General features: G+C 41.7%; 24 protein-coding genes. 18 read left to right on the forward strand and 6 right to left on the reverse strand.

All coding sequences use genetic code 11. The features are described 5' to 3' along the window. The first annotated feature begins 63 nt into the window (after positions 1–63). Entirely contained in the window at positions 64–1,275 is a 1,212-nt protein-coding gene (locus AMD01_RS00660) for a competence protein CoiA (protein ID WP_053399457.1), read from the forward strand. Positions 1,276–1,425: 150 nt separating this feature from the next. Further along, on the forward strand, positions 1,426–3,246 hold the full coding sequence (gene pepF, locus AMD01_RS00665; RefSeq protein ID WP_053399458.1) for an oligoendopeptidase F: 1,821 nt from the start codon (positions 1,426–1,428) through the stop codon (positions 3,244–3,246). Positions 3,247–3,280: 34 nt separating this feature from the next. On the opposite strand, the gene AMD01_RS00670 is transcribed toward pepF, so the two are convergent. The 5 genes from AMD01_RS00670 to AMD01_RS00690 form a co-directional block, all read right to left on the reverse strand. Further along, on the reverse strand, positions 3,281–3,460 hold the full coding sequence (locus AMD01_RS00670) for a hypothetical protein (protein ID WP_053399459.1): 180 nt from the start codon (positions 3,458–3,460) through the stop codon (positions 3,281–3,283). A gap of 304 nt (positions 3,461–3,764) precedes the next feature. After that, the gene (locus AMD01_RS00675) at positions 3,765–4,610 is read right to left on the reverse strand and encodes a ClpXP adapter SpxH family protein (protein ID WP_053400083.1); all 846 of its coding nucleotides are present in this window, start codon (positions 4,608–4,610) and stop codon (positions 3,765–3,767) included. Positions 4,611–4,645: 35 nt separating this feature from the next. Next, entirely contained in the window at positions 4,646–5,056 is a 411-nt protein-coding gene (locus AMD01_RS00680; protein WP_053399460.1) for a globin domain-containing protein, read from the reverse strand. 340 nt (positions 5,057–5,396) lie between these two features. Further along, on the reverse strand, positions 5,397–6,038 hold the full coding sequence (locus AMD01_RS00685; protein ID WP_053399461.1) for a lytic transglycosylase domain-containing protein: 642 nt from the start codon (positions 6,036–6,038) through the stop codon (positions 5,397–5,399). Between the two features lie 2 nt (positions 6,039–6,040). Beyond that, entirely contained in the window at positions 6,041–6,631 is a 591-nt protein-coding gene (locus tag AMD01_RS00690) for a CYTH domain-containing protein (RefSeq protein ID WP_053399462.1), read from the reverse strand. A gap of 361 nt (positions 6,632–6,992) precedes the next feature. Here AMD01_RS00690 and AMD01_RS00695 point away from each other — a divergent pair, with 361 nt between their 5' ends. The 16 genes from AMD01_RS00695 to paaX all read left to right on the forward strand — a co-directional run bounded on the left by AMD01_RS00695 (position 6,993) and on the right by paaX (position 20,769). Continuing rightward, a complete protein-coding gene (locus AMD01_RS00695; protein WP_053399463.1) occupies positions 6,993–7,379 on the forward strand; it encodes a UPF0738 family protein in 387 nt (128 codons plus the stop codon). Between the two features lie 27 nt (positions 7,380–7,406). After that, complete coding sequence (yjbM, locus tag AMD01_RS00700) at positions 7,407–8,039, forward strand: GTP diphosphokinase (RefSeq protein WP_053399464.1); 633 nt, start codon at positions 7,407–7,409, stop codon at positions 8,037–8,039. Positions 8,040–8,064: 25 nt separating this feature from the next. After that, complete coding sequence (locus tag AMD01_RS00705; protein ID WP_053399465.1) at positions 8,065–8,859, forward strand: NAD kinase; 795 nt, start codon at positions 8,065–8,067, stop codon at positions 8,857–8,859. A 14-nt stretch (positions 8,860–8,873) separates the two neighbouring features. Continuing rightward, the gene (locus AMD01_RS00710) at positions 8,874–9,779 is read left to right on the forward strand and encodes an RluA family pseudouridine synthase (RefSeq protein WP_053399466.1); all 906 of its coding nucleotides are present in this window, start codon (positions 8,874–8,876) and stop codon (positions 9,777–9,779) included. Between the two features lie 403 nt (positions 9,780–10,182). Next, a complete protein-coding gene (locus AMD01_RS23790; RefSeq protein WP_157052566.1) occupies positions 10,183–10,326 on the forward strand; it encodes a hypothetical protein in 144 nt (47 codons plus the stop codon). 411 nt (positions 10,327–10,737) lie between these two features. Beyond that, the gene (locus AMD01_RS00715; protein ID WP_053399467.1) at positions 10,738–12,063 is read left to right on the forward strand and encodes a phenylacetate--CoA ligase family protein; all 1,326 of its coding nucleotides are present in this window, start codon (positions 10,738–10,740) and stop codon (positions 12,061–12,063) included. A gap of 48 nt (positions 12,064–12,111) precedes the next feature. Beyond that, positions 12,112–13,068 carry a 1,2-phenylacetyl-CoA epoxidase subunit PaaA gene (gene paaA / locus AMD01_RS00720; RefSeq protein WP_053399468.1) on the forward strand — a complete coding sequence of 319 codons (957 nt, stop codon included), beginning with the start codon at positions 12,112–12,114 and terminating at the stop codon, positions 13,066–13,068. A gap of 26 nt (positions 13,069–13,094) precedes the next feature. Next, positions 13,095–13,451, forward strand: coding sequence for a 1,2-phenylacetyl-CoA epoxidase subunit PaaB (gene paaB / locus AMD01_RS00725; RefSeq protein ID WP_053399469.1), 357 nt, complete (start codon positions 13,095–13,097; stop codon positions 13,449–13,451). Then, the gene (gene paaC / locus AMD01_RS00730) at positions 13,444–14,256 is read left to right on the forward strand and encodes a 1,2-phenylacetyl-CoA epoxidase subunit PaaC (RefSeq protein ID WP_053399470.1); all 813 of its coding nucleotides are present in this window, start codon (positions 13,444–13,446) and stop codon (positions 14,254–14,256) included. The genes paaB and paaC overlap by 8 nt, the downstream gene beginning before the upstream one ends. A 30-nt stretch (positions 14,257–14,286) precedes the next feature. Further along, positions 14,287–14,787 (forward strand): 1,2-phenylacetyl-CoA epoxidase subunit PaaD, encoded by a 501-nt coding sequence (paaD, locus tag AMD01_RS00735; protein WP_053399471.1) that lies wholly within the window; start codon positions 14,287–14,289, stop codon positions 14,785–14,787. A 16-nt stretch (positions 14,788–14,803) separates the two neighbouring features. After that, entirely contained in the window at positions 14,804–15,109 is a 306-nt protein-coding gene (locus tag AMD01_RS00740) for an EthD family reductase (protein ID WP_053399472.1), read from the forward strand. Between the two features lie 83 nt (positions 15,110–15,192). Then, entirely contained in the window at positions 15,193–15,966 is a 774-nt protein-coding gene (locus AMD01_RS00745) for an enoyl-CoA hydratase-related protein (protein WP_053399473.1), read from the forward strand. Positions 15,967–15,982: 16 nt separating this feature from the next. Continuing rightward, positions 15,983–17,500: an aldehyde dehydrogenase family protein gene (locus tag AMD01_RS00750; RefSeq protein WP_053399474.1), complete on the forward strand. Its 1,518-nt coding sequence runs from the start codon at positions 15,983–15,985 to the stop codon at positions 17,498–17,500. Positions 17,501–17,584: 84 nt separating this feature from the next. Then, on the forward strand, positions 17,585–18,460 hold the full coding sequence (locus AMD01_RS00755; RefSeq protein WP_053399475.1) for a 3-hydroxyacyl-CoA dehydrogenase: 876 nt from the start codon (positions 17,585–17,587) through the stop codon (positions 18,458–18,460). Beyond that, the gene (locus tag AMD01_RS00760) at positions 18,457–19,668 is read left to right on the forward strand and encodes an acetyl-CoA C-acyltransferase (protein ID WP_053399476.1); all 1,212 of its coding nucleotides are present in this window, start codon (positions 18,457–18,459) and stop codon (positions 19,666–19,668) included. Before AMD01_RS00755 ends, AMD01_RS00760 begins: the two co-directional genes overlap by 4 nt. A 204-nt stretch (positions 19,669–19,872) precedes the next feature. Next, on the forward strand, positions 19,873–20,769 hold the full coding sequence (paaX, locus tag AMD01_RS00765; RefSeq protein WP_053399477.1) for a phenylacetic acid degradation operon negative regulatory protein PaaX: 897 nt from the start codon (positions 19,873–19,875) through the stop codon (positions 20,767–20,769). Between the two features lie 32 nt (positions 20,770–20,801). Here paaX and AMD01_RS00770 read toward each other — a convergent pair whose 3' ends face one another. After that, the gene (locus AMD01_RS00770; RefSeq protein WP_053399478.1) at positions 20,802–21,314 is read right to left on the reverse strand and encodes a gamma carbonic anhydrase family protein; all 513 of its coding nucleotides are present in this window, start codon (positions 21,312–21,314) and stop codon (positions 20,802–20,804) included. Between the last annotated feature and the right edge of the window lies 1 nt (position 21,315).

Raw genomic sequence — 21,315 nt, forward strand, 5'->3', positions numbered from 1 at the left:
GCTTTTTTATTTTGTGTGTACAAAAGCAGGGGATTTACGATGAACAACGAAATATAGGAGGTAATGTCGAATGTAAAGGAGTGTAGTGATGTGCTTGTTGCTCAAACGAAAGAAGGAAAGCTGATATCATTAGGAAAGCATCATTCTGCTGAACGGCTTCGAGAAATGCGAAGTACGATTCCATTTTTTTGCCCCTCATGTAAAGAGTCCCTTCAGCTAAAGGTGGGAACAAAAAAAATTCCACACTTTGCTCATCTAAAACAACGATCATGTGAAAGTAGTCATGAGGGAGAAACGGATTACCATATGCTCGGGAAGAGGCGATTGTATGAATGGATTTCAAGCACTCATACTGTCGAACTTGAAGAATATATGGCTGACATCCGTCAGCGCCCTGACTTATTGCTACGAACCCCCTCAGCCGTTTACCCCATTGAGTATCAGTGCGCATCCCTTTCGCTAGCGATTTTTACGAAGCGGAATGAATCCTACGTTGAACATGATTACAGGCCCATTTGGATTATCGGAGCAAAGAGGCTAAAGCGCCTATCCACGCATATGATCCAGCTAAAATCACAGGACTGGCAGTACCTTTCTACGATTCCGCAATGCCCCACACTTTTTTACTTTTCTCCTGATGATCAACAACTTATAAAAGTTTCTCATTTGTATGCTTTTTCTTCGACCATTTGCTTTGGAACCTTTCATCATTCTTCTACTCGTCAGCTCACGTTTGAGGATTGGGTGCTAGGAGAGATTGAAAGAGAACCAGCTATATGGACGGCTTGGTTGGAACGAAAAAGAAAGTGGCGTACGACCTATATGATTTATTCGAACAAACAGACACGACCATTTTTAGAACTTCTCTATGCCCTTCAAATTCCTCCATCTCATTTTCCTGCAGAAGCAGGAATTCCACTCTCGAGCTCTTACCTTTTTGAAACGCCCTCATGTATTTGGCAAGCGTACATTCTATTTGATCTGTTTCGATATACGAGAATGGAGGAGGCAATCGCTTATGAGACCATTCGCAGCAGGCTAAAAAAACGCTTTAAGGAGGGGCATATCAAACAGCGATTTGAAAGAGAAGGAGACTGGGAAATCCCGCTACAGGAATATTTGCAATTCCTGTGCGACATTGAGCTGATAAAAAAAAGTAGTGAGACGTGCTACACCCTCAAACGAACCTATACCATTCCATATAAAATGAACGACGTCTTTCAGGCAGATTGGGATTGTTTATATGCTTGGTTAAGCAAAAGAAATGACATGTAATCTGAATATTTGTACAATGTGAAGAGTAAGAAGAATTTTTTAGTAAATGCGAACCAATCGTATACACTAATAACGATTACTGAGAAAAAGGAATTGTCTCGTTCATAGAGAACATGTTAATGAATGAAGAATTTTTAGGGGGTAAAGTCGATGGCTGAACAAACAAAAACGAAAAAGCTGCCGGTACGTAGTGATATCCAAGTAGAAGATACATGGAAATTAGAAGATATTTATTCATCCGATCAAGAATGGGAGAAAGAGTTTGAAGCGGTTAAAGCACTTCTTCCGAATGTAACAACTTATCAAGGGAAATTAGGCGAATCAGCCGATACGTTATATGCGGCGATGCAGGCTCAAGATGAACTAACAATGAGAGCGAGTCAGTTATACGCATATGCTCACATGCGCTACGATCAAGATACAGGAAATTCATTCTATCAAGGGTTAAATGATCGAATGAAGTCACTGTATACACAAATCGGGGGTGCTCTTGCTTTCTTTACGCCTGAGCTATTATCAGTAGAGGAAGAGAAGCTAAAAGGATTTTTAGAAGAGAAAGAAGAGCTAAAGCTTTATGCACATGCGCTCGATGAAATTAATCGTCAGCGTCCGCACGTATTAACAGCTGCTGAAGAAGCGCTATTGGCACAAGCATCAGAGGTGCTATCATCTTCTAGTAATACGTTCGGAATGTTAAATAACGCTGATTTAGAATTTCCATCGATCAAAGACGAAAACGGAGAAGAAGTTGAAATTACGCATGGCCGTTACATTCGCTTCTTAGAAAGCAGCGATCGTCGCGTTCGCGAAGAGGCGTTCAAAGCTGTATATGGTACATATGGACAATTTCAAAATACGTTTGCGAGCACATTGAGTGGGACGGTGAAAAAAGATAATTTTAATGCTCGTGTGCGCAAATATGATTCCGCTCGTCAAGCAGCGCTCAGCAACAATAACATTCCAGAAGAAGTGTACGATAACCTTGTGGAGACGGTAAATAAAAACCTTCATCTGCTTCATCGCTATGTGAAGCTACGTAAAAAAGTATTAGGATTAGACGAGCTACACGTATACGATCTTTATACACCGCTTGTAAAAGATGTGAAAATGGAAGTAACGTACGATGAAGCAAGAGACTATATTTTAAAAGGTCTTGCACCGCTTGGTGAAGAGTATTTAGACATTTTAAAAGAGGGCTTCGACAACCGCTGGGTTGACGTTCATGAGAACAAAGGAAAACGAAGCGGAGCATACTCATCTGGAACGTATGGCACAAACCCATATATCCTAATGAACTGGCAGGATAACGTGAATAACCTCTTCACGTTAGCACATGAATTTGGTCACTCTGTTCACAGTTACTATACGCGAAAAACACAGTCATATCCGTATGGTGATTATTCAATCTTTGTGGCTGAAGTTGCGTCAACATGTAACGAAGCGTTATTAAATGATTACTTGTTGGAAAACATTGATGACGAGAAGAAACGCCTGTATCTATTGAATCATTATTTAGAAGGGTTCCGTGGTACCGTGTTCCGTCAAACGATGTTTGCTGAGTTTGAGCACGATATTCATGTCCGCGCTCAAAACGGTGAACCGTTAACACCTGAGCTACTGACGAAACTTTATTATGAATTAAATAAAAAGTATTTCGGTGAGGATCTTGTCGTAGACGAAGAAATTGGTTTAGAGTGGTCACGTATTCCGCATTTCTATTACAATTACTACGTGTATCAATATTCCACTGGATTCAGTGCAGCAGCGGCATTAAGTAAGCAAATCCTTGAAGAAGGAGAGCCAGCTGTCAAACGCTATGTAGACTTCTTAAAAGCGGGAAGCTCGGATTATCCAATCAACGTCTTGAAGAAGGCAGGAGTGGATATGACAACAGCGAAGCCAGTAGAAGAAGCACTTGCGGTATTTGAAGAAAAGCTTTCTGAAATGGAACGTCTGTTAGAACAACTATAAGAAAAAAGGAAGAAGGCGAGAGCTTTCTTCCTTTTTATTTGAACCCTCGAAACTGCTTACGGGTGTTCATAAAATGAAGGTTCAGTAAAATGGTGACAAACAAAATGGGTGACGTTACGATAATGGGAGCCATATTCATTAATGCCATCGTGTGAAAACATAGCGCAATGACAAAGCAAGACAAGGCAATCAATAAGGGAAGGCGCTGTGTCATACGTTCACCTCCAAAATAATTTCTCTTGTACTATATGTATGGACACTTCGTATAAATTTGACAATTTTGTGAAGGTGTAAAAAAGTTTTGAAAAGCCCTTGCCAAAAGTCGACAACATTTGCTATTATAATTAACGTGAAGTTTATCACAAACAAACATATACCCCTTTGTTTGACCGTGAAAAATTTCTCCCATCCCCTTGTTGTCTTAAGACAAGCAAAAGGACTCGGCGTAAGCCGAGTCCTTTTGTATATGCAGAAAAGCGAATAAAATAAACGCCCTAGCGATTAGCCAAGGCGCTTGCTTACTCATCGATATATTTCCAAAACGTTCCGTGTTTTACCGGTACTTCTTCGACTTTTTGAAGGAGGCGTAGCTTTTTCATTTCTTTTTTTGCATCTTCCAAAGGAAGATCGTAAACAACGGCGATTTCCTTCGTAGCCACAAAATCAAAGTATCGTAAAAATACTTCAAGCGGTGGCAGAGGATGAGGTTCAGGCTTGCAACCAAGCATTTCATGGATAATTTCAACGTACATTTCGTACGGATAAGAACCTGAAATTTTAATTCCTTCTTCCTCTACGTCTTCATTAAAGAACACAAGTGTCGGAATTTCTTGAACATCCATTTCACCACTTATTTTTACGTCGCACTGAAAAGCCTTTACAGCGCTCTCAGAGTAAAGATCGCGCTTAAACTCTTCTACATCAAGACCAACTTCTTCAGCACACCCTAACAGCACGTCTTCATCTGAAACATTTTGCTTATCAAGAAATACATATTCCCGTAGCTTTCGTAAAAAGCGAATACCAGGACGTTTCCCTTGTAGCTCTGCTGCTTTGATCGCGATAGACGCTGCATAAGGGGTTTCAATCGGATTATCAATCCAGAGAGTGCCGTCACAGGACATTCCAGAGCGGCTAGCCGTCTTTTCCCAATACTGTGCCATGTTCTCAAATTTCTTTTTGGTGTTCAAATTTAATGAACCTAATCGACCACTTAAGATGTGTTTGAGCGTAAAATATTTTCCATATTCAATCTGAAGCTTCTTAAGGACAGGTTCCAATGCCCAGCACTGTGGGCATAATGGATCAATAAACAGATAAATTTCTAATGGTTTTTGGTTCGACCCCTGACATAGCTGAGACATATCTTGTATGGCTGGATTATTTACATCGTGTACACTCACTCTGAAGATCCTTTCTCATTTTCTGAGTCGGGTGTATTTACCATATGCTGAGCAGTTAATAGTAAACGGTGAAAAAGCTGCTCACGATGTTCACCTTCTAGTTCAATTTCATCCATTGCTTCAGCCATACAGGTCAGCCATGCTTTTGCTCGCGACGGTGTAATAGGGAACGGAAGGTGTCTAGCACGAAGCATAGGATGTCCATGCTCCTCCGTATATAATGCAGGTCCCCCTAAGTACTGTGTCAGAAATTGCTTTTGCTTTCGTGCTGTTTCAGTTAAATCAGCAGGAAATATAGGGGCTAATTCAGGATGCTCGCCTACACGTGTGTAAAAGGCATCGACAAGATTAGAAATAATATCAGCTCCTCCTATAGCTTCATAAGGTGTGTAAACTTGATCTGCCATAGTTATAACTCCTTTAAATGTATTTAAACGTTCCGCAGGTTTTTCGTCCTACGTCGAATCATAAAATGCTCTTTTTCCTTACACACTAAAAAGTGCGTTTATTTATACTTTTAATGTAAATTTATTTTATCAATGCTACGTACATATCTCAAATTTTCCGCCTTGTTCCTAAAAATTTTAAAGGTTTTTAGCGAAAAATGTCCAATTTTTTCTCTAAAAAGCTCCTCGTTAGTAGGATGTACGATAAAGAACTGAACATGAATGTTTTTTTTTGCACTTGAAACGTGATGTGCGAAATAAAAAAAAGACCGGCTATCCGAAGATAAGCCGGCCTTTTACGTTAAGACATGTACGTATTCATAATTTTTTGGACGTAGGATTTTGTTTCTTTAAACGGAGGAATGCCCCCGTATTTGTCCACGTTCCCTGGTCCCGCATTATACGCAGCGAGCGCAAATTGAACATTTCCATCATATTTTTCAAGCATTTGTTTTAAATATTTTGTACCACCAAGAACATTATCTCGAGGGTCGTATGCATCAGATACCCCTAATGCTCTTGCAGTGCTTGGCATGAGCTGCATTAATCCCATCGCCCCAACATAGCTTTTAGCATTTGCATTAAAGCTTGATTCGTGCATAATAACAGACTTGATCAGTTTAGGATCGACGCCATATTTTTCTGCCGCCTCCGCTACAATTTCTTCAATCTCTGTTTTAGAAGGTAACTTTTTAACAGGTATTGCGGAAACAACGTCCTCTACTTGAGAGAGCGAAGAAGGTGGAAGCGCAAAGCTCGTTCCTAATGATAATGGAAGGGAAGGTGATGATTCTTCCTTACCTTGTGCTGGAGTTGAAAGAAGCTGTTCAAACATATCTGCAAAAGAGGATGAAGACGGCGCGTTCATCCCTTTTGATGCAGTGGCAGAAAAATTGCGTAATGATTGAATTTGCATTATGGTTTTTAAAGGTTCAACATTCATGTTTATTCCTCGCTTATTTGTTTATATTTTTCCTTATAAAACCGACGAATTTTATTTTCTGTCGTTCGAGCTGGAATGGTTAATGATTGAAGGAGGTCTTTAAATTTCTTCTGACCTTCTGTAAAATCAGTCGCCTCATATTCAAGCTCATAGTCTTCTTTCTCAAGATAAAAGCTGTGATCGAGTACGAGTAACCCGCTCTTGTACGAGAATTCCGCTCTATTTGTTGCGAGTGTACCGAAATGAAGTAATGAAGACGTGCTAATATTCATATCGGCTAGAATAGTAACAATTTGACCAAAAATGTGTAGAGGATTTTCTAAAATATTCTCCGCTTGCTCCTTCGATAACGGTTCGTGTGTTTCGAGCAGTCCGTCTTTGACAGGTTGCTTTAAGGTAAGCGTGTACGTGCCTTTTTTCTGACGAATTCGAAGGGCTGCGCCGTGATTTTTTAGCTGAAAGTCTGCTGTGTCAAAATAATGATTTTCCTGTAGCTTAAAATCATTCTCTGTTAGGGTGAAGTGTTTTGTTAAACGAACAAATTCATCCTTTGTTAGCCTGTTTTTAAATTCGATTTCGAGTTCTTGGTTCATATGAGTCCACTCACTTTCTACTATATGATGAAAGTTTTTCTTTATTGAACACATCGTACGTTCTATGTGCCTGTTTTATTTAGGGAAAAGCTAATTTCTTTATTATTTCACGGAAGCAAAGGGTTATCAATACGAGAAATGTAAATAAATACTTGCTGTATGTGAAAAAAGAAGGCGGTTCGTTTTCTCATCATGAGGGGGATTATGTTAAAATTAAAAAGGGTATAAAGATAAGCTTGCATCGTTAGCACCGTAGAGTAATGATGCGTATTAAGTATGTGTTGCTGTTAAAACGAGTGACAATTAAAATAAAAGATGTCTTCAAGTAAAATGTATTGAATGGATTGGAAGGAGTTTATTTATGCAAAAAAGAATTGAAGTAAAGAAAAGTCATAGCGATCAAGATACGGTTTATTTAACATCGGAGTTATTTGATGGTGAAATTACGCAGGCATCTGCGACAGGTCAAATGATCACAGATTCTGATCATGTTTCGTTTATTTATTTAGTAGATATTAATGATCAATTTACATATGTAAGTCTCACAAAAGAAGTATGGCCTCATTTAAAAGAGGTATTAACACATAATAAAAACGTTAAATTAACAATTAACGATACAGAAATTGAGTTACCTGGTGTGAAGGAAGAGCTTTCCTATCTAGTAGAAAACATTGAAGGAAACGCTAACTACGGTGACGACATGGTTAACGAGGTTGAACGCGTATTTTTAGATAAAGAAGAGCAGTAATTTGAACAATGAGGGGGTATGTTAGCCATGGTAAAGCATTGGGATTTATTTTTGGCTCCATACAAACAGGCGGTAGAAGAATTAAAGGTAAAACTTAAAGGGATGCGCTCGCAGTTTGATATGAACTCGCTGCACTCTCCAATTGAGTTCGTAACAGGTCGAGTGAAGCCTATTCCAAGTATTTTGGACAAAGCAACACGAAAGGGAATTCCGCTCGATCGTTTAGAAGAAGAAATGCAGGACATTGCGGGATTACGCATGATGTGTCAGTTTGTCGATGATATTCGAGAGATCGTCGAGATGCTTCATAAGCGAAAAGACCTTGAGATTGTTGAGGAGCGCGATTACATCACGCAGAAAAAAGACAGTGGTTATCGTTCATATCATGTCGTCATTCGCTATCCTGTGCAAACCATTAAAGGGGAAAAGAATATTTTAGTGGAGCTTCAAATTCGTACACTTGCGATGAACTTTTGGGCAACCATTGAGCATTCATTAAATTATAAATACAGCGGTAAGTTTCCAAAAGATATTCAAGCGCGCCTAAAACGTGCAGCCGAGGCGGCTTTCCAGCTTGATGAAGAAATGTCTCAAATTCGTGGAGAAATCCAAGAAGCACAAGCTATTTTCTCAAGAAAGCAAGATAATCAAGAGGAATAGGATACTATGCAAATGGGGTGAAAGAATGAAATTTGCCATCACATCCAAAGGCGACCAAACATCAAATGCGCTGATGCAAAAAATGAAAACATACCTACTAGATTTTCATTTGGAATATGATGAAAATCAACCTGATGTCGTAATTTCTGTAGGCGGAGATGGGACGCTTCTTTATGCGTTTCATCGCTATCGCAACCGACTTGATAAAACGGCTTTTGTCGGGGTACATACAGGACATTTAGGCTTTTATGCAGACTGGGTGCCAGAAGAAATTGAAAAGCTTGTGATTGCGATCGCAAAAACACCTTTTCAAGTAGTCGAATATCCGCTTCTGGAAATCATTATTCGCTATATTGATGGAGGGAAAGAAGCTCGTTATTTAGCGCTGAATGAATGTACGATTAAGAGTGTAGAAGGATCACTTGTTATTGATGTTGAAATTAAGGGACAGCTTTTTGAAACGTTTAGAGGCGACGGGCTTTGTATCTCTACTCCATCTGGGAGTACGGCCTATAACAAGTCGTTAGGCGGTGCTATTTTGCATCCTTCACTTCAAGCCATTCAAATCGCAGAAATGGCATCCATTAATAACCGCGTGTTTCGAACAGTAGGCTCGCCGCTTATTTTACCGGATCACCATACGTGCATGTTTAAGCCGGTTAATGATGCAGATTTTCAAATTACGATTGATCATTTAACTCTTCTTCATAAGGATGTAAAATCCATTCAGTGTCGCGTGGCGAATGAAAAGATTCGTTTTGCACGCTTCCGGGCATTTCCATTTTGGCAACGAGTTCGTGAATCATTCGTTTGTGACTGAAGTGAGGAAAGAAAATGAAACAGCCATTTACGTTAGAATGGATAATTCCAAAAGAAGCAGAAGGACAGCTTCTTCGTGAGTTTTTAAAAGAGCACAATATTTCTAAAACCGCGCTAACAGATATTAAATTTAACGGTGGTTCAATTAAAGTGAACCACCAAGAGATGAACGTCAGGTATCGATTAAACGAACAGGATCTGCTGCAGATCAGCTTTCCACCAGAGGTTGCTAGTGATAACGTAAAGCCTGAGGCGATTCCACTTCACATTGTCTATGAGGATGACTATTTATTGGTGATTAACAAGCAAGCAGGGATGGCGAGTATTCCGTCCCGTCAACATCTGTCAGGGACGTTGAGCAATGCATTGTTACATTACTATCAAGAAAAAGGCATTTCCTCAACGATTCATCTCGTAAACCGCCTTGATCGCGATACGTCAGGACTGTTGATTGTTGCAAAGCATCGCTACGTTCACTATCTATTCTCAAAAGCACATGAAACAAAAATGATTAGGCGTACGTACCAAGCAATTGTTCATGGCTGTATTCAGCCGAGTGAGGGGACAATCGATGCCCCTATCGCGCGTAGTGAAGACAGCATTATTACGAGAACGGTTGCGGATCACGGGCAGCGTTCCATTACGCATTATAGCGTAGTAGAGCAGTGTAGTGACTACAGTTACGTATCCATTCAGCTAGAAACAGGGAGGACGCATCAAATTCGCGTTCATTTTTCCCACCTGAATCATCCGCTGCTAGGAGATGATTTATATGGCGGAAGAAGAGAGTGGATCGCTCGTCAGGCTTTACACAGCTATGAGGTTACATTCTATCACCCTATTTTGCATAAGGAACTTTGCTTTACGGCACCATTGCCTCATGATATGAAAGCCATTTTAGAAAGAGAAAGAACGATCTAATTCATAGGAAGGCAACTGAAAAACTTCAGATTTTTTAGGTGATCAGTAGAACGTAAGACAAAAAGCTGGATCCATTCCGTTCTTTGGAATCGATCCAGCTTTTTTCTTCATTCTTTTTAGGTTGACGGTGAAAATGGCTATTGCCCCTTACTTTTCCATGCCAACGAGAACCGAGGATGTGACTACATCGTCCCCGTGTCTATGCTTTCATTCGCTATTTTCCCCTTCGATTTTAGGACGTTCCTTTTATTTCTCCTTGATGCATGCTCCTTTTTAAAAAGGTGCTTGTTCCGTATGTTCTCTTAACTTCAATGAAACGGAATCATTGAAACCACCCTTCTAAATAAATGGATTTTCTTTATTATCAAGCAAAAAACGGCCAAGTTCCTTTCAAAATGGAAGCTTGGCCGTTCTATTTGATGCAGTCGCTCTAGGTTATTTGGAACGGAAGGTGCAAGACTCCTGCGGGATTAGCGTGACAGGTGAGACCCCGCAGAGCAACGAGGAGGCTCGCCGCACGCCCCGCGGAAAGCGAAGCGACCTTTAGTGGAAATCAACCGACTCCGTTATGAACGCAATCCTTTAAGGACTTTTTCAGTGGCCACATTCATAGGTCGTTCTTTTTTTGTGAAAAAATATAACTATTTTATATTTATATACATATTTTAGTTATATAATTCTAGATATCATTAGCGTTCCTTCCACTACGTGCAAACCCTTTGATTAAAAGCGTTTTGTTATCGTTAGGCCCTTTCCTTTCATTTTTCGATTCTTTTCTACAAAAATAAAATAAAACTAGCTCGATTTATAGGTATAAAAATAATAGTCTGAATATATTTACAATTATTTGTAGTTGTGATACGTTAAGAGTAACTTATATAACAATATATAAATAACAGACGAAAATTAGTTATACCGATGAAAAGCGGAAGGGATTTTTTGCAAAGGGGCTGGATCGATGATTATTCATGACGTTGAAACATACTCCAGAGAAAAAATGAAAGCGCTACAATTTTCTCGATTAAAGCAAACGATTAAAAGAGTGTACAACAACGTACCTTTTTACAATCGAGCGTTTCAAGAGCTTGGACTAACCGAAGATAAAATCCAACATATAAACGATGTAACCAAATTACCGTTTACGAAAAAAGGTGATTTGCGTGATCACTATCCGTTTGGTCTATTCGCTACAGATATGAAAGAGGTCGTGCGTATACACGCTTCTTCGGGAACGAGCGGTAAGTCAACGGTGGTCGGTTACACGAAAACGGACATTGAGAGCTGGGGAGAGCTTACTGCTCGTTCCTTAGCTTTAATTGGAGGAAAGCCTGGTGATATGTTGCATAATGCGTATGGATATGGCTTATTTACGGGTGGATTAGGCATTCATTACGGAGCTGAACGGCTTGGGATGACCATCATTCCAATCTCAGGTGGAAATACGAGTCGGCAAATAACAGTGATCGAAGATTTTGCCCCTACTGTTATCGCAGGAACTCCTTCTTACGTTTTGAAGATCGCAGAAGAAATGGAAGAGTTAGGGAAAGATCCTGCACGTTCGTCATTAAAGTTTGGGGTGTTTGGCGCAGAGCCGTGGTCAGAAGAAATGAGACGTGTTTTAGAAGCAAAATGGGGAATCAAGGCTTGTGATATATATGGATTGAGTGAGGTAATGGGACCTGGAATTGCAGCAGAATGCCACGAAGCTCAGGACGGACTGCATATCGCGGAGGATCATTTTCTTGTAGAAGTTATTGATCCTAATACTCTTGAACCTGTAGCGGACGGGATCGAAGGTGAGCTTGTTTTTACAAGCTTAACGAAAGAAGCGTTCCCTGTTATTCGTTATCGAACGGGTGATATTGCTTCCATTACACGAACACCCTGTAAATGTGGTCGCACAACCACTCGAATGTCACGTGTCAAAGGCCGGATTGATGACATGCTGATTATCCGAGGGGTGAACGTATTTCCGTTTGAGATTGAGCACTTTCTCATTCAAATTGCTGACATTGCGCCGCATTATCAGCTTCACCTGCGTCGTGAAGGCGTACTAGATGTTGTCGAATTACACGTTGAGGTGAACCAAGATATTTATTACGCATTAAATAGTGATATACAGCATCCGAAGCTGAATGAAATTATTCAAAAAATCCATCATTCGATGAAAAATAACTGCTTGGTGAGCATGAATGTTCAAATGCTTCCACCAAAAAGCATTCCGCGTTCTGAAGGGAAAGCGGTACGAATTATTGATGAGCGCAATGAAATGTTGCTGTCTTGATCAACAATCAGCATGACAAATTCAGAAGAAATGAGAGGCGAGGAAAGCATGTCAAACCTCAAGGATACGTTGACAGAGGAAGAGAAATTATCACAGTTCATTGGGAAAATTGAAGCCGGACAAAAAATTGAAGTAGATGATTGGATGCCAGAAGAATACCGCTTGACGCTTATAAAGCTGATTTCTATGCATGGAATGAGCGAAATAATGGGAGCGCTTCCAGAAAAAGAGTGGGTTCCAAAAGCACCGTCTTTGCATCGGAAGTTAGGCATTATGGCAAAGGTTCAGGATGAAATGGGACACGGACAGCTTCTTCTGCGCGTAGCGGAAGACTTGCTAAAGCCTTATGGAAAAACGAGAGGCGACTTAATGGATGACTTGTTTAGTGGAAAGCTAAAGTTTCATAACGTATTTCACATGCCGGCTCCTACGTGGGGAGATGCGGGATTAATTGGATGGCTTGTAGACGGTGCGGCAATCATTACGCAAACCGATATGCTTGGTGCATCCTATGGTCCTTATGCACGAGCACTTCAGCGCATTTGTGCGGAGGAAGTTTTTCACGCTCAGCACGGCGAAGCCATCATCATGGCGCTAGCGGAGGGAACGAAAGAACAGCGTGAAATGGTTCAAGAATCTGTTAATCGCTGGTGGGAATCACTACTCATCTTCTTTGGACCTGCTAGCAAGGACACAATGGGCACGTCAAAGCAGGATGTCACGATTAAGTATAAAATTCGCACGAAAACAAATGAACAGCTTCGTCAGGATTTCTTTACTAAATATATTCCACGCATTTTATCGCTCGGGCTTACGATTCCTGATCCGACCCTTCGCTATGACGAAGAGCAGAAGCTGTGGGTCTATGAGCAACCTGACTGGAATAAGCTAAAGGCGATTAGTAAAAATCAGGGGCCGAGATCACAGGCTCGCTTAAATCTACGTAAAACATCCTATGAAAGTAACGCTTGGGTACGAGAAGCACTAAGCGCAGCAATTAGCTAGTTGGCAGAAGGGAGTCGAAGCAGAAGATGGAGCCAAGTGATAAAACCTTTTATCAGGAATATGAAGTATTTAGCAAGCGCACACCGAACGCTGCGTTTCAGCACCAATTTAGTTTGTTAGCCCCAAATGCCGATATGGCGCTGATTATGGCACAGGAGAATTTCATGCGTCGCGAACCTGTAGTGGATATTTGGATCGTTAAGCGTTCCGATATACGAGGAATGTCACCAGACGAGAAGTTGATTCTACAGCGACTTGATAATAAAGATTACCGAACAACAAAGGGTTACGGCTATTTACGCAAAAAGTGGCGTCAATATGAACAAAAAATGCTCGATGAAAACGAGATTATGTCTTGGGGAGGTGACCAAAAAAATGAGTGAAGAAACAAAAACATTTTCTCCACAGCAAAAAGAAGCGCTCGTTCACTTGCTGTTTCAACTAGCCGATGATGACTTTCTCTTTTCTTATCGAGGCGCTGAATGGCTTGGATTAGCTCCTCATATTGAAGAAGACGTGGCGTCAGCATCCATTAGCCAAGATAGCATGGGACATGCGACGATGTTCTATCAGCTTTTACAAGAGCTGGACCTTGGAAAAGCGGATCATTTGGCACATGCTCGTCCAGCTTCGGAACGAAAGAATAGCATTTTAGTAGAGAGAGTGAATGGGCCAGGTCATTATATGGATGGCGCCGAGTACGATTGGGCTTATGCTGTTGTGCGAAGCTACTTTTATACGCAGGCAAAGAAAGTAAAAATTGAATCGTTAAAGCAAAGCACGTACGCACCTCTAAAAGAAGTAGCGGTACGAGTGAATATGGAGCTTTACTATCATCTGCTTCACTGGAAAACATGGTTTGTACAGCTTCTGACCACAACAGAAGAAGCGAAAAAGCGCATGTTAAAAGCGATCCAAATGGTCATGGACGACTGGAATGATACGTTCTCATTTGGTGATCATGCTGACGTTATGCACCAGGCGGGCCTTATTGAAGAAGCGAAGTCCCTGGAACAGAGGTGGCTAAACGCTCTTGATCCCGTGTTGACGTCTGTAGGAGTGACGTTACCTGCCCCTGCATCTCTGTCTCCTTTAAACGGACGAAGCGGTCAGCATTCCGATGATTTAGCAGAAGCGCTAGCAACGCTAGGGGAAGTTTACAACACTGACCCCGCCGCTTCTTGGTAAGAACTAATCATAGAAAAAGAGGTGTGAAGAATGATAGCACCCTTACCACTCACAAAAGAGCAAGTGCTACTTGCGTTAGAAGACGTAAAAGACCCTGAAATTAATACGGTTAGCGTCATTGATTTAGGAATGGTCGAGAAGGTCACGATTCAGCAGTCGAATGTTGAGATCGATATTTTACCGACATTTCTAGGGTGTCCAGCGCTAGAAATCATTAAAACCAATATCGTCAACGCTGTAAAAGCGATTCATGGCGTAGGGCAAGTAAAAGTAGCGTTTATTTACGCTCCCCCGTGGACCTCTGATCGCATTACCGAAAAAGGACGAGAAGGATTAAAGGCTTTTGGAATTGCGCCTCCACCGGTTTACCTGGAAGAGGATGGTTCTTGGCATATAGATTGTCCGTACTGTGGTTCAACATACGTGACGATGGAAAACATCTTTGGCCCGACAGCATGTAGAAGCATTTTGTATTGTAGAAGCTGTAAAAATCCATTTGAGGCAATGAAGCCAATTTCAAATCTAATGTAAAGTGAGGAAAACAGACATGGTTAAATTAATCGCGCTATACAAACATCCACAAAACAAAGAGGAGTTCGACAAGCACTATTTTGAGACACATGGTCCAATTACTGCAAAAATTCCAGGACTACGCAAAATGGACGTGACAAAAATTGTTGGCTCTCCAATGGGTGGCGAAGGCGATTACTACTTAATGTGTGAAATGTATTATGACGACCATGAATCATTAAAGCAAGGAATGCGTTCTGCAGAAGGAAAAGCATCTGGGAAAGATTTAATGGGCTTTGCGGCTGAGCTTGTCACGCTCATGATTGGTGAAGAAGTCGAGTAAATGCACCCCGTTCATTTTCAACTATTCACTAGGCTTTCTTCGGAAAGCCTAGTATTACAAAATGATAGGGAGGAACTATTCATATGTTTGAAACCATTCGTTACGAAGTAAAAGACGGCGTAGCATGGATTCGGTTAAATCGTCCAGATAAGCTAAACGCTTTTATTGCAAAAATGAACCATGAAATAAAGGATGCGATCGAAGAGTCTTCGATACATAATGATGTGCGTTGCATTGTCATCACAGGTGAAGGTCGCGCATTCTGTTCTGGTCAGGATTTATCAGAAGTTGACGAATCGATGGATCATGGGCAAGTGCTACGTGAGCACTACGGTCCAATGATGCTTGAGATGATGAAATGTGAAAAACCGATAATCGCAGCCGTGAATGGTGTGGCTGCTGGTGCAGGCTTCAGTCTTGCGCTTGCCTGCGATTTTCGAATTGCATCTGAAAAGTCAAGCTTCCTAAATGCGTTCGTTCATGTAGGGCTCATACCTGATTCCGGAAACCTCTACTATTTAACAAGATTAGTAGGAAAAGCAAAGGCAGCAGAGCTTTCAATCCTAGGCGAGAAGATTCCAGCCGATCAGGCGATGCAAATGGGACTTGTGACAAAGGTAGTGTCAGCGGATGCGTTGCAATCCGAAGTAGAACAGTTTGCTTTAAGGCTAGCGAAGATGCCAACAAAAGCAATTGGCTTAATTAAACGTCATTTGCAATTTGCTGATGAGCTATCCTTTGAATCCTATCTTGAAAAAGAAGCAGATGGTCAGCGTGCAGCAGGACGCACTGCCGATCATCGTGAAGGTGTTCATGCTTTTTTAGAAAAACGAAAACCAACGTTTACAGGAAGATAAAAGGAGTGTGTCTAATATGTCGACAGTTCAAAATCCAGCAGTAGAAAAGCCAGTGATGAAACGGAATTTTTATCATTTAATTATTAACGGTGAAAAAGTCGAAAGCAGCAATCATGGCACGTTTAAAACATACAATCCAGCTACTGGAGAGGTTATTGCGGAAGTAGCAAAAGCGACAAAGGACGATGCTGAAAAAGCTGTTCAAGCGGCACGAAATGCCTTTGATCACGGCAAGTGGAAAAAGTACCCGATTAATAAACGTTCTCGTATCATTAATAAAATTGCTTCGATTATGCGCGCCCGTTTCAATGAGCTTGTTGAGCTAGAGATTTTAGATACAGGAAAATCTCTTCAAGCGGCACAAGGGCAAGTCATGCAGGCAATCGAGGACTTTGAATTTTACGCTGGTGCGATTGTTGCGCATCGTGGCACGGTAAATTCAGTTCCAGGTCAGTTCCATAACTATACGGAGAAAGAGCCGGTAGGAGTGTGTGCTCAAATCATTCCGTGGAACTATCCGCTCATGATGGCAGCTTGGAAGGTGGCACCTGCTATTGCTGCAGGATGTTCAGTCGTCGTAAAACCAGCTACCCTTACACCGCTAACGGCGATTGTTTTAGGGGAAATCTGCCTAGAAGCTGGTGTTCCAGAAGGTGTTGTTAATATTGTTCCTGGTTCTGGTGCTGACGTTGGGAACTATTTAGTGGAGCATAAAAATGTTGATAAAGTAGCCTTCACTGGCTCTACACCAATTGGTAAAAACATTATGGAGCGTGCATCGCAAACGTTAAAACGCGTTACGCTTGAGCTTGGTGGGAAATCACCTAATATCGTGTTTGAAGATGCGGATCTAGATGCAGCTGTTGATGGTTCATTATTTGGGATTTTTTACAACACCGGTCAATCGTGTGAGGCTCGCTCTCGCTTGTACGTTCACGAGGATATCTACGATGAGTTTGTGAGCAAGTTCGTCGAAAAAACGAAAAAGCTAAAGCTTGCGAATCCTTTTGATAAAGATACGCACATTGGGGCAATTATTGATCAAGGTCAGTTAGATGTGATCGATGGATATGTAAAATCAGCGATCGAAGACGGTGCGACGATTTTAGCAGGCGGAAAACCAGCAAAAGTAGAAGGGTTTGAAAATGGCTTCTGGTATGAGCCAACTGTAATTGTCGATGTGAATCATGATATGAAGGCCGTGAAGGAAGAAATCTTTGGTCCGGTCGTTGTGATGATGAAGTTTAAAGATGAAAAAGAAGCGATCAAGCTTGCGAATGATACGGAATATGGACTTGGATCTGCGCTTTGGACGAAGGATGGAGCTCGTGCGACACGCGTTGGGAACCAAATTCAAGCAGGTATTGTGATGGTCAACTGTCCGTTCTCAGCTTTTCCAGGCACGCCGTTTGGGGGCTACAAGCAGTCAGGATTCGGTCGTGAGCTTTGCGTGGAAACACTCGATTTATATACAGAAACAAAAAGTATTATCTCGTATTACGGAAGCCGTCCATTAAATCCGTTCGGCGTATAACATGATTTAACAATGAGTACGAAGCGTTCGTCTTTAAGAGAACCATTCGTACTCATTTTCATAAGGGAAAAGGAGCGGATGTTCATGATTAATCATATCGTAGTGGTCGGATCAGGTGTGATGGGACGAGGAATTGCCTATGTTGGTGCACTAGGAGGATATACGGTTACGTTAGTTGACGTAAACGATGAAGCACTTAAAAAGGCGAAGGATGAAATCGAAAGCATTTTTGAAAAGGGATTGTCTCGTCAAAAATTAACGATTCAACAGGTAGACGAATCAAAGAAGAATTTATTTTATTCCACCAATTTGAGTCATGCAGTTAGCGGAGCGGACTTAGTAATTGAAGCTGTCCCGGAAAAAGAAGAAATCAAAAAACAAGTGTTTGAAACACTTGAGGAACATGCGCCTGAGCACTGCTTTTTTGCGACAAATACATCTACAATGAGCCCAACAGAGATTGCGTCCTATGCAAATCGTCCTGAAAAAACCATTGCGATGCACTTTTTCAATCCTGTACATAAAATGCCTCTCGTTGAAATTATTCGAGGGTTAGAGACAAGTGATGAAACGGCACAGGTTATTAAAGAGGTAGCGGAAAAAATGGGCAAAGAAACGGTCGTGATTAACGAATTTCCTGGCTTTGTGACAAGCCGTATCAGCGCTTTAGTAGGCAATGAAGCGTTTTATATGCTTCAAGAAGGGCTCGGATCTCCAGAAGATATTGATAAGGCGATTAAGCTAGGACTGAACTATCCGATGGGACCATTTGAACTCGTGGATCTTGTTGGGCTTGACGTTCGTTTAAATAACCTCCGCTACCTGCATAAAAAGCTAGGGGAGAAATACCGTCCTGCACCGCTTCTTGAGCAATACGTAAAAGCAGGGAGATTAGGCAGAAAAACCGGAAAAGGAATTTATGATTACACGACTACCGAGAAAGAGATGATGAAAAAATGAGAGAAGTCGTCATTGTTGATGCGGTTCGCACACCGATTGGTCGCTACAAAGGAGGGTTAAAAGACGTTCGTCCGGATGATTTAGGAGCGGTTGTCATTAAAGCGCTTCTTGATCGTAATCCTAACCTTCCTGCTGATCAGATTGAAGAAGTTGTATTTGGTAATGCCAATCAGGCAGGTGAAGATAACAGGAACGTTGCCCGTATGTCAGCATTGCTAGCAGGACTGCCGACTTCTGTGGCTGGTACGACAATTAATCGTCTATGCGGATCTGGACTCGATGCAGTTATGTATGCAGCGAGAGCGATTGCGGTTGGCGAAGGTGATATGTACATTGCCGGTGGTACAGAAAGCATGACTCGCGCTCCGTTTGTGATGGCAAAACCAAGCAAAGATTTTCCGCGTGGCAATATGGAAATGTATGATACGACGATCGGCTGGCGTTTTACAAATGCGAAGTTAGAAAAAATGCACGGAGCGGATTCAATGCCGCAAACGGCTGAAAACGTTGCAAAGCGCTTTAACGTGTCACGAAGCGATCAGGATCAGTTTGCGTTTGAAAGTCAGCAGCGAGCCAAAAAAGCGATGGAGACGAATCGCTTTGCAGATGAGTTAGTGGCAGTTACGTATAGAGATCGAAAAGGAAACGAGGTTGTGGTTGATAGGGATGAGCATCCTCGACCAGATACGACGCTAGAAAAGCTAGGTAAGCTAGCGCCTATTTTCCAAGACGGGACGATTACGGCCGGAAATGCTTCAGGAGTTAATGACGGTGCTTCTGCTTTGCTTGTTATGAGCAGAGAAAAAGCCGAGGAGCTAGGGTTAAAGCCGCTAGCAAAATACGTTGTAGGAGCAACAGCTGGACTTGAGCCGTCTATTATGGGAATAGGTCCTGTCTTTTCAACGAGAAAAGCGCTGCAACGTGCAAAGTTGACCGTAAACGACTTAGGTCTAGTGGAGCTGAATGAGGCGTTTGCATCTCAATCGTTAGAATGCATTCGTCAGCTTGAGCTTGATCGAGAGAGAGTGAACGTCAACGGTGGGGCAATTGCCTTCGGTCATCCGCTCGGTGCAAGCGGAGCGCGAATTTTAACGACGCTTGTTCATGAGATGAAAAAACAGTGCGTTCAATACGGTCTTGCGACAATGTGTGTAGGGGTAGGACAAGGAATTTCGATGATTGTAGAGAACGTTGAGGAATCAATTTAGAGAAGAATTGTCACAGAAGAACGTGCAGTATTAATAAAGACGATAAGGCGGATTGGATCGACCAGGAAGGAATCCAGCCAATCCGCTCCCTTTTTCCGTATTTTTAATTGTTGCGACAATTGTGAAGTATCAGATATGATAATAATAGATTTTTAGTTATTCAGCGGAAACAAGGTGCTGTACACATGGAAAGAGTGAATGCAAATGAGTACGAATACACAATCAATGATTTTTACAATTTACGGTGATTATATTCGCCATTATGGCAACAAAATCTGGATTGGAAGCTTGATTGGGTTGCTTAAGGAGTTTGGACATAATGAGCAGGCTGTTCGCGTGGCCGTTTCGCGTATGATGAAGCAAGGTTGGGTAGAGTCTGAAAAGCAGGGAAACAAAAGCTACTATTTCTTAACTCCACGTGGTGTGACGAGAATGGAAGAAGCAGCCAGACGAATATTTAAGCTAAATCCACATCAGTGGGATGGAAAGTGGCGTATGGTCATTTACAGCATTCCCGAAGATAAGCGGCAAATTCGCGATGAGTTTAAAAAAGAGCTTCTCTGGAGCGGATTTGGAAGCTTTTCAAGCGGCTGCTGGATTTCTCCGAACAATCTAGACAAAGAAGTGAATCTGCTACTCGATAAATATGATATTAAACCGTACGTGGACTTTTTCCTGATGGAATACAAAGGACCGAGCGAAAGCCAATCTCTTGTCGAGCGAAGCTGGTCGCTAGGTGAAATTGAAGAAAAGTACGAGCAGTTTATTACAACTTACAGCAAGCGCTACATCGTTCATCAAAGTATGATGCAAAGCGGCGAGATGACAGATGCAGAATGCTTCGTCGAACGAACAAACATCGTTCATGAATACCGGAAATTTTTGTTCGTTGATCCCGGGTTACCGGAGGAACTTTTGCCATCTCCGTGGAACGGCAATCATGCCTCACTGCTGTTTAGTCAGTATTATAAGCTTTTAGCGGAGCCTGCTAATCGGTTCTTTGAGGAGATTTTTCAAGAAGGAAATGATCTGAAGCAAAAGGATCAGCGCTATGATGCAAGCTATCATCCGCTAATTAGTGAACAGCGAACGAGAGATTAATAGAAAAGCCCTCCTGTTGGAGGGCTTTTCTATTAATCAAGGATTTCCTTAAACTCAATGCCCTTTTGAACATAGGTGCTAATGGAAAGGTTAATAAGCTCCACGTCTTTGTCGCCAATCTCCCGGACGACTTTTCCTGGAGAGCCTACGACAAGGGAGCGAGGAGGAATCTTTTTACCAGAAGGAATGAGCGTATTGGCACCAATAATGCATTCTTCTCCGATTTCTGCCCCGTCTAAAATAGTAGAACCCATTCCAATGATCGAGCGCTTGCCGACCTTACAACCGTGAAGAATAACGTTATGACCAACCGTGACGTCGTCTTCAATGAAAACAGGAGATCCTTCAAATAAGTGAATCGTGGCGTTGTCTTGAATGCTACAACGTTTTCCAATCACAATCGCATCTTCATCTCCGCGTAGAACGGCATTGAACCATACTGTTGACTGTTCTCCGATGGTAATATCTCCAATTAAATAAGCGCCTGGTGCCACAAAGACGCTCTCATGAATGCGAGGCGTATGTTCTTTATATGAAATAAGCATT

The sequence above is a fragment of the Priestia koreensis genome (assembly GCF_001274935.1).
Lineage (GTDB): Bacteria > Bacillota > Bacilli > Bacillales > Bacillaceae_H > Bacillus_AG > Bacillus_AG koreensis.

Excerpts from the sequence above, each read along its gene's own strand:
- AMD01_RS00750 (WP_053399474.1), top strand. The coding sequence starts at position 15,983 with ATGTCGACAGTTCAAAATCCAGCAGTAGAAAAGCCAGTGATGAAACGG.
- AMD01_RS00745 (WP_053399473.1), top strand. The coding sequence starts at position 15,193 with ATGTTTGAAACCATTCGTTACGAAGTAAAAGACGGCGTAGCATGGATT.
- AMD01_RS00715 (WP_053399467.1), top strand. The coding sequence starts at position 10,738 with ATGATTATTCATGACGTTGAAACATACTCCAGAGAAAAAATGAAAGCG.
- AMD01_RS00670 (WP_053399459.1), bottom strand. The coding sequence starts at position 3,460 with ATGACACAGCGCCTTCCCTTATTGATTGCCTTGTCTTGCTTTGTCATT.
- paaC (WP_053399470.1), top strand. The coding sequence starts at position 13,444 with ATGAGTGAAGAAACAAAAACATTTTCTCCACAGCAAAAAGAAGCGCTC.
- paaD (WP_053399471.1), top strand. The coding sequence starts at position 14,287 with ATGATAGCACCCTTACCACTCACAAAAGAGCAAGTGCTACTTGCGTTA.
- AMD01_RS00675 (WP_053400083.1), bottom strand. The coding sequence starts at position 4,610 with ATGTCTCAGCTATGTCAGGGGTCGAACCAAAAACCATTAGAAATTTAT.
- AMD01_RS00690 (WP_053399462.1), bottom strand. The coding sequence starts at position 6,631 with ATGAACCAAGAACTCGAAATCGAATTTAAAAACAGGCTAACAAAGGAT.
- AMD01_RS00685 (WP_053399461.1), bottom strand. The coding sequence starts at position 6,038 with ATGAATGTTGAACCTTTAAAAACCATAATGCAAATTCAATCATTACGC.
- paaX (WP_053399477.1), top strand. The coding sequence starts at position 19,873 with ATGAGTACGAATACACAATCAATGATTTTTACAATTTACGGTGATTAT.
- yjbM (WP_053399464.1), top strand. The coding sequence starts at position 7,407 with ATGGTAAAGCATTGGGATTTATTTTTGGCTCCATACAAACAGGCGGTA.
- AMD01_RS00770 (WP_053399478.1), bottom strand. The coding sequence starts at position 21,314 with ATGCTTATTTCATATAAAGAACATACGCCTCGCATTCATGAGAGCGTC.
- AMD01_RS00740 (WP_053399472.1), top strand. The coding sequence starts at position 14,804 with ATGGTTAAATTAATCGCGCTATACAAACATCCACAAAACAAAGAGGAG.
- AMD01_RS00660 (WP_053399457.1), top strand. The coding sequence starts at position 64 with ATGTCGAATGTAAAGGAGTGTAGTGATGTGCTTGTTGCTCAAACGAAA.
- paaA (WP_053399468.1), top strand. The coding sequence starts at position 12,112 with ATGTCAAACCTCAAGGATACGTTGACAGAGGAAGAGAAATTATCACAG.
- pepF (WP_053399458.1), top strand. The coding sequence starts at position 1,426 with ATGGCTGAACAAACAAAAACGAAAAAGCTGCCGGTACGTAGTGATATC.
- AMD01_RS00710 (WP_053399466.1), top strand. The coding sequence starts at position 8,874 with ATGAAACAGCCATTTACGTTAGAATGGATAATTCCAAAAGAAGCAGAA.
- AMD01_RS00755 (WP_053399475.1), top strand. The coding sequence starts at position 17,585 with ATGATTAATCATATCGTAGTGGTCGGATCAGGTGTGATGGGACGAGGA.
- AMD01_RS00705 (WP_053399465.1), top strand. The coding sequence starts at position 8,065 with ATGAAATTTGCCATCACATCCAAAGGCGACCAAACATCAAATGCGCTG.
- AMD01_RS00695 (WP_053399463.1), top strand. The coding sequence starts at position 6,993 with ATGCAAAAAAGAATTGAAGTAAAGAAAAGTCATAGCGATCAAGATACG.
- AMD01_RS00680 (WP_053399460.1), bottom strand. The coding sequence starts at position 5,056 with ATGGCAGATCAAGTTTACACACCTTATGAAGCTATAGGAGGAGCTGAT.
- paaB (WP_053399469.1), top strand. The coding sequence starts at position 13,095 with ATGGAGCCAAGTGATAAAACCTTTTATCAGGAATATGAAGTATTTAGC.
- AMD01_RS00760 (WP_053399476.1), top strand. The coding sequence starts at position 18,457 with ATGAGAGAAGTCGTCATTGTTGATGCGGTTCGCACACCGATTGGTCGC.